5 protein-coding genes are annotated in these 6,526 nt (G+C 40.7%); 1 reads left to right on the forward strand and 4 read right to left on the reverse strand.

Going from position 1 to position 6,526, the window contains the following annotated elements:
- Positions 1-486 precede the first annotated feature (486 nt).
- The 3 genes from pruA to L634_RS0127825 all read right to left on the reverse strand — a co-directional run bounded on the left by pruA (position 487) and on the right by L634_RS0127825 (position 4,345).
- Positions 487-2,034: an L-glutamate gamma-semialdehyde dehydrogenase gene (gene pruA, locus L634_RS0127815; protein WP_026585210.1), complete on the reverse strand. Its 1,548-nt coding sequence runs from the start codon at positions 2,032-2,034 to the stop codon at positions 487-489.
- A 24-nt stretch (positions 2,035-2,058) separates the two neighbouring features.
- Positions 2,059-2,976, reverse strand: coding sequence for a proline dehydrogenase family protein (locus L634_RS0127820; RefSeq protein ID WP_026585211.1), 918 nt, complete (start codon positions 2,974-2,976; stop codon positions 2,059-2,061).
- Positions 2,977-3,637: 661 nt separating this feature from the next.
- A complete protein-coding gene (locus L634_RS0127825; RefSeq protein ID WP_026585212.1) occupies positions 3,638-4,345 on the reverse strand; it encodes a YwaF family protein in 708 nt (235 codons plus the stop codon).
- A gap of 182 nt (positions 4,346-4,527) precedes the next feature.
- Between L634_RS0127825 and L634_RS0127830 the strand changes: the two genes are divergently transcribed.
- Complete coding sequence (locus tag L634_RS0127830; RefSeq protein WP_026585213.1) at positions 4,528-5,127, forward strand: hypothetical protein; 600 nt, start codon at positions 4,528-4,530, stop codon at positions 5,125-5,127.
- A 113-nt stretch (positions 5,128-5,240) separates the two neighbouring features.
- Here the strand turns inward: L634_RS0127830 and L634_RS0127835 are convergent, their stop codons facing one another.
- Positions 5,241-6,083 carry an STAS domain-containing protein gene (locus L634_RS0127835; protein WP_026585214.1) on the reverse strand — a complete coding sequence of 281 codons (843 nt, stop codon included), beginning with the start codon at positions 6,081-6,083 and terminating at the stop codon, positions 5,241-5,243.
- Positions 6,084-6,526 lie beyond the last annotated feature (443 nt).

A 6,526-nucleotide genomic window follows, 5' to 3' on the forward strand; every position in this document is an offset into this window, starting at 1 on the left:
CACCTGCGGGGTCTCCCGCTGACTCGCTTCTCCCGCAGGACATTGAATAAGCTTCCCCGAATTAACACCTCTTCGTAAGGAAATGCGGTAGCATTTCCGAGGAGCTCGCCCCTTCCGCTCCAATCAACAGGGTGCAAGAATCAATATCAGCTTTAATACTAAGACAAAAAAAGAAGAAAATCGTCCTTTTTGGTATAATTAAGTCACCACACCCCACCATACGAGAAAGGAACGATTTTCTCTAAGAGGCCTATCCAAAAATACCACGGATTGGGGTCTTATTTGTGTTACTCACAATTTGAAAAAGTGGGATAAACTTAGAAAAAACAAAGTTAAAATACTGAAAGATTAGTGGAAATATCTCTTCTAATTTTGAATAAATAACCCGAAAACGAGAAAAAATGCTTTCAAAGCAAAAAACTGACTCAAAAGAGTCGTTTTTCAACGACCTTTTAAGTCAGCCTCACATTCTGATCCAGTGCAGTTCTAAAGCATTTCACTGATGGTTTTTGCCTGCATATGAAGAGCCAAATAGTCCGGTCCGCCGGCTTTGGAATCTGTACCGGACATTTTAAAGCCTCCGAATGGATGGTATCCGACTATAGCTCCTGTACATGTCCTGTTTATATATAAATTTCCGACATGAAATTCGCGTTTGGCTCTTTCAATTTGCTGTCTGTTATTCGTGATGACAGCCCCTGTTAAACCGTATTCCGTATTATTGGCAATCTTCAGCGCTTCATCAAAGTTTTCAGCCTTTGAAAATCCAACCACAGGCCCGAAAATTTCTTCCTGCATCAAACGGGAGTTTGGATCCAAATCTGCAAAGATGGTAGGCTCTATAAAGTAGCCTTCTGAATTATCGCCTTTTCCGCCGCTTACCAGACGGCCCTCTTCCTTTCCTACCTCAATGTATCCCATAATTTTATCAAATGAGCCTTGGTCAATAACAGGCCCCATATACGTATCATGGTTCTCGGGATTACCGACGATCTTTTGCTCCGTAATTTCGACTACACGTTCGAGCACCTGATCATATACATCAGCATGAACAACTGCGCGAGAGCCTGCCGAACATTTTTGGCCTGAAAAACCGAAGGCAGAAGCAAATATGGATTGGGCTGCAAGTTCAATATCACAATCCTTGTCCACGACGACCGTATCCTTTCCGCCCATTTCTGCAATGACACGCTTTAAATGCTGCTGTCCTGGCTGAATCTTAGCTGCCCGTTCAAAAATGCGTGTTCCTACTTCACGGGATCCAGTAAAGGTGATGATACTTGTTTTTGGATGGTCAACTAAGTAATCTCCAACCTCTGCGCCGCTTCCTGGAACAAAATTCACGACACCTTTTGGCAGGCCAGCCTGTTCCAAAATATCTACAAATAATGCAGCAATGATAGGCGTTGCACTGGCCGGTTTCAGCACAACCGTGTTGCCAGTCACGATTGGTGCAACTGTAGTTCCTGCCATGATGGCAAATAAAAAGTTCCAAGGCGGAATCACGACTGTAACCCCAGATGGCGTGTAAATATATTTATTGCTTTCTCCTTCACGGCTGTTAACTGGCTTTCCATTTGCCAGTTCCACCATCTGGCGTCCATAATACTCAAGAAAATCAATGGCTTCAGCAGTATCGGCATCCGCTTCATTCCAAGGCTTCCCTGCTTCCTTTACTAAAAGCGCAGAGAAAAAGTGTTTTTTGCGGCGAATCATCGCTGCTGCTCTAAATAGAATATTGGCTCTCTCCTCAGGATTCGAATATCTCCAATCCTCAAAAGCATCAGCAGCTGCTTGGATCGCCTTTTCCGCATGGTCCTTGCTTGCTTTAGAAACCGATCCAACCACTTCTTCCTTTTTTGCCGGATTGAAAGAAACAATTTTCTCAGAAGTTGTAATTCTTTCTCCGTTAATAACAAGAGGATAATCTCTTCCCATTATTTCGTTCACTTCTGCAAGTGCCTGTTCAAAGGCTGCCTTGTTTGCTTCGATTGAAAAATCTGTAAATGGTTCATGCTTGTAAGGTGTTGTCATTTTTTATCTATCCCTTCTATTCATCTATTTTGCCGTCATACCTTTTAAAGCAAATGCTATATTAGCCGGTCGCTCAGCAAGTCTTCTCATAAAAAATCCATACCAGTCTTTTCCATATGGAACGTATACTCTTGTTTTGTATCCTTCTTTTACCAATTGCTGCTGTGTGGCAGTTCTCATTCCATAAAGCATTTGAAATTCAAAGGAGTCCAGGCTGATGTTATGTTCATCTGCAAGCCTTTTGGTATATTCGATCATCTTATCATCATGTGTTGCTATTGCAGTATAGTGCCCTTTTAATAGCTGTGTTTTAATGATCTTTTTATAATTTTCATCCACATCCAATTTATTTGGAAAAGCTACATCAGATGATTCCTGATAGGCACCTTTTACCAGACGCAAAAACGGCTTATACGGATGTAAATCATGCAAGTCATTTGCACTCCGGTATAAATAGGCTTGGAGAACTGTGCTGACATATGAGTAGCGTTTCTTGAAATCTTTAAAAATATCAAGTGTTTTTTGGCAGCGCTGCTCATCCTCCATATCAATCGTAACCATGATCTTTCGCCTTTCTGCTGCATTTAGGATCCTGGTCAGATTTTCATTGACAAGCTGGTCATCAATATCCAAACCCAAAGAGGTAAGCTTCAATGAAACCTGTGAATCCAAGCATTCGGCTGCAATCTGTTCAATCGTCTGGATACACTCATCTGTTCGTTCATTTGCGACAGCTTCGCTCGTTACAAACTCACCTAAATGATCAACCGTAACCGCTAATCCTTGCTCGTTAAGGGTCCTGATAAATGGAATGGAGCTTTGGAAATCTGTTCCTCCGATAATTTTACCGGCAGCAATATTCCCTCCCCAGTTTTGGGCAGCACGATTGAGTGCCTTGTTTTTTGATAAATATAAAAAAAAGGATCTGGACCCTATAGTCATACATAACACCCCCAATGGTTACAGCAGCCATCCACCACCTGTCTTTCTTCATCTATCGATAGCTGAATTATTAAGGATGCAACTGATAACCCCTTTGTTTTTGGCTCTTTTCTCATAAATAGTTGTTTTTACTTATAAATTCTACCCGTTGATTTCCGCTACGGGCACTCAAGTCAGCGGGGAGGAATGAGAGCCTCCTCGGCTTCGCCTGCGGGGTCTCCCACTTCCCTCACTTCCCGCAGGACAATGAATAAGCTTCCCTGACCTGGCACCGCACGAAGGAAATGCGGTAGCATTTTCGAGGGTCAAGTGCCCTCCGCTACAATCAACTCGGTTGGTTAAATTAAGTTTGCAGTTAAAAGCAGCAAAACTTACGAAAACAGCCTTGTTTTTCTATCTTAGTTAGTATTCTACATTTCTGAATAATCTGTAACAATGTATAAAAAATACAAAGATTGTTTTGTTTTTTGTGCTGGAAACACAATAGGAAAATTCGCTGAAAGAAGTAGTAGAGGATTCCTAAAAACATTTTGCACTTAATTTTGGCTGCTATGCCGGAATAAGTTAGGGGCTTTAGCTGTTGTATGTAACTTTTAGCCAGTTTTATAAGTGATTATCATATTAAAAAGCCCTATTCCATCAGGAATAAGGCTTTTCTCTTTTAATTTCCTCCATTTTCCCCCTTTTGTATATAATGCATGGGAAGATACGTGATATAAAAAACAATCAGTGCCGCAATCTCAAGTGTGACATAATACCAAACCCCGGTGCCGAAAAACGATAATAAAGTTTTGGTTTCTGTCGGGCTGGCCAAATAGAAGAAGTTTGTGCCAAGCACCATGTTCAGAAAGAAGACTGGAACAGCGATCACATTAAGTGTCAAAAAGCTGGTTAATACTGCTTTCCTTGGAACTCTGTAGCCTTCAAATAAGATGAAATATAAAACGGATATTGGAATGGCTGAGTGATGAAGGAAGTATTTGATGTAGCGATAATGAGGAAATTGGTAGATCAAATCAGGTGTAACCATGCTTAAAATGGGAGGAATGGTACCAATAAAATACAGCAAGTAAAAGGCCTTTTTATTGCCCTTCAAAAACAGGAACAGTGCAATAAAGGTGCTAAGGGAACAAAGCTGAAGCGGAAGATTTGAAACATCCCATTGATCTGTAAAGACCATCCACATATGGTGAGTTGCTTCGCTGGCCAGCAGCACAGCAAACAAGGACCATTTCATGATCTTCTGGTAAGGCATTAGCGCTTGTCTGTAATACACGAGCCACCAGCAGGTAAAAATGAAAAGAATTAACGTAACCAGATGCATCAGTGAAAAAGTCTCGAATCCCTGCATACCCGTTACTGAAAACATGATGCCATCACCTCTCAATATGCCTGGAAGTGCAGTTTTATTCATTGTATTCAATGAGAGGTAAATTACCACTGTTAAATATACTGAAAATTCTTTATTCATCCAACTTTTTCCGTATTCCAATAGGAATATTATGCTAATATTGCTTATATAGATGGAAGCAGCTGTTTAAAGGGGGATTTATGATTTTCAACAAAAAATTGATTGGCACGATCTTTATTGTACTTGGAATAGGCTTTTTCCTATGGGCGAGGGGTTTGATCGGGATTTGGATGAATGGAATTAGCTATTATTCCGAAAATGCGGGTCTATATATCAATAACGGAGCTCCAGTTGAGGGTAAGTATTCTGTCACCATCGATTTAAGCGATCTGGAAAGCAACGATCGGAAAGTCATTTATGAAGACGGGAAAAATCGAATTTACGTGTCAAAGGTATTTTATAATGAGGAAACAGGTTATGAAATAAGCTTTCGGTCAAGTGGAAATTATCATATGAATGGGGCAACATTAGTATCTGCTATTCAGCATGTACCAACTGACAATGATTTTACTGGTATTCCTGAAGTGCATGCAGAAGCGGCATATCGTGGTAAAACCTATACCCTTTCCCTTTCCGGCAAATCCGGGTTAAACTATCGCGATGGGGATGAATTCGGATTTTACCTGCTCCCTCATGACAAGGACATTGAAATTGATTTGGAAACAGATAAAACGATTGAGTTAACACTCTCCAACTTGTATTTAAACATATGGGCAGCAAAAAGGATATTTGATAGATAAATACATGAAACGCCGCTTTCTGTTCTTGATCTTGTTAGTACCGGGAACAGAGCTAATTCAAAGTGAATCGCTCTGCCCCTTTAAAGCTGCTCGTACTCGATGCAGTTTATTTTTTATGCATGTAACTCCTCAAAAGCCTGATACAGATTGGCTTTTACTTTAATCCCATTCAAATTAATGCCCAACGTCACAATGGTTTGGGCAACTTCCGGACGAATTCCAGTAATAATGGTTTGTACGCCAACTAACGACAGCGCTTCAATCACTTTAAATAGCTGATCTGCCACCATCGTATCGACAATCATGACCCCTGATAAATCTAAAATAAGATGGGACAGTTTAAGGTTAACAGACTGTTTTAAGGTTTCTTCCATTAAAAGCTGTGCCCGATCCGTATCAATGTTCCCGATTAACGGCAGAATGCCAACCCCTTTTGAAAGCGGCACTACTGGCACTGACAGTTCAAGAAAGGCTTGCTTAGCGCTTTCCAATGTTACCTGTTGATTTTGCACATAAGAAAGGCTGAAGCAATAAACCGCATGATCCAGAAGAGGATCAATCAGATAGATTACTTTAAAAACATCAGACGCTGGCATGTCATGTTCAGCCACGATCTCTTCTATCGCTTTCCAAATATGCTCCCGATAAAAGCTGGCATCCTTTAAAGCCTCATCCAAAGATACGCCTAGATTAAAAAAATATTCCCCTGTCTCTTTGCCCCACTTTTCTACTTTGTTCTGTCTTTTCTCTTTGTTGGTATGATCAATTAAGGCTTCACCAAATAAACCGATGAACTCGGCACGCATCCGGATGACCCTCTGCTCTATTTGAGTAATATCTCTTCTTTGCATTTCCGTCATTTGTACATCGCTCATTCTTTCTTCATGCAGCCTCTTTGCTATGTCATTTTTCTCTTTTAAAATCTTTTCCCCAATAAGACGCATATGATGGCTCATTTTCTACCCCCACACTAACCTAGATTTTAACAAAATGGTGATCATTCTCTTAAGCATATTACTTTACCCCTTAATTTCTTTTATAAACTTGTTTTCATAAAATATTTAGGTAATGTTCTGGGGTACATTTTTTAAATTTAGATTCTTTTAGTGTTACATTGAGTACCTTTTTTAGGTCCAAGCTCTATTCGTCAATACGGAAACTCTATGGGGACTTTTTTCTGGGGGGCTCACCGATTTCCGGACTTATGAACCCTTCATGGCGACCCTTTTCTGGGCCGCTCAACTATTTCCGGACTCATGAACCCTTCATGGCGACCTTTTTCTTGACCGCTCATTGATTTCCGGATTCATGAACCCTTCATGACGACCTTTTTCTGAGTCGCTCAACGATTTCCGGATTCATAAATCCTTCATGGCGACCTTTTTCTTGACCGCTCACT

The organism is Bacillus sp. J33 (genome assembly GCF_000518885.1).
Classification (GTDB): domain Bacteria; phylum Bacillota; class Bacilli; order Bacillales; family Cytobacillaceae; genus Cytobacillus.

What these genes read in the sequence shown, in the direction of transcription:
- pruA (WP_026585210.1), bottom strand. Translation starts at nt 2,034, where the DNA reads ATGACAACACCTTACAAGCATGAACCATTTACAGATTTTTCAATCGAA.
- L634_RS0127820 (WP_026585211.1), bottom strand. Translation starts at nt 2,976, where the DNA reads ATGACTATAGGGTCCAGATCCTTTTTTTTATATTTATCAAAAAACAAG.
- L634_RS0127825 (WP_026585212.1), bottom strand. Translation starts at nt 4,345, where the DNA reads ATGTTTTCAGTAACGGGTATGCAGGGATTCGAGACTTTTTCACTGATG.
- L634_RS0127830 (WP_026585213.1), top strand. Translation starts at nt 4,528, where the DNA reads ATGATTTTCAACAAAAAATTGATTGGCACGATCTTTATTGTACTTGGA.
- L634_RS0127835 (WP_026585214.1), bottom strand. Translation starts at nt 6,083, where the DNA reads ATGAGCCATCATATGCGTCTTATTGGGGAAAAGATTTTAAAAGAGAAA.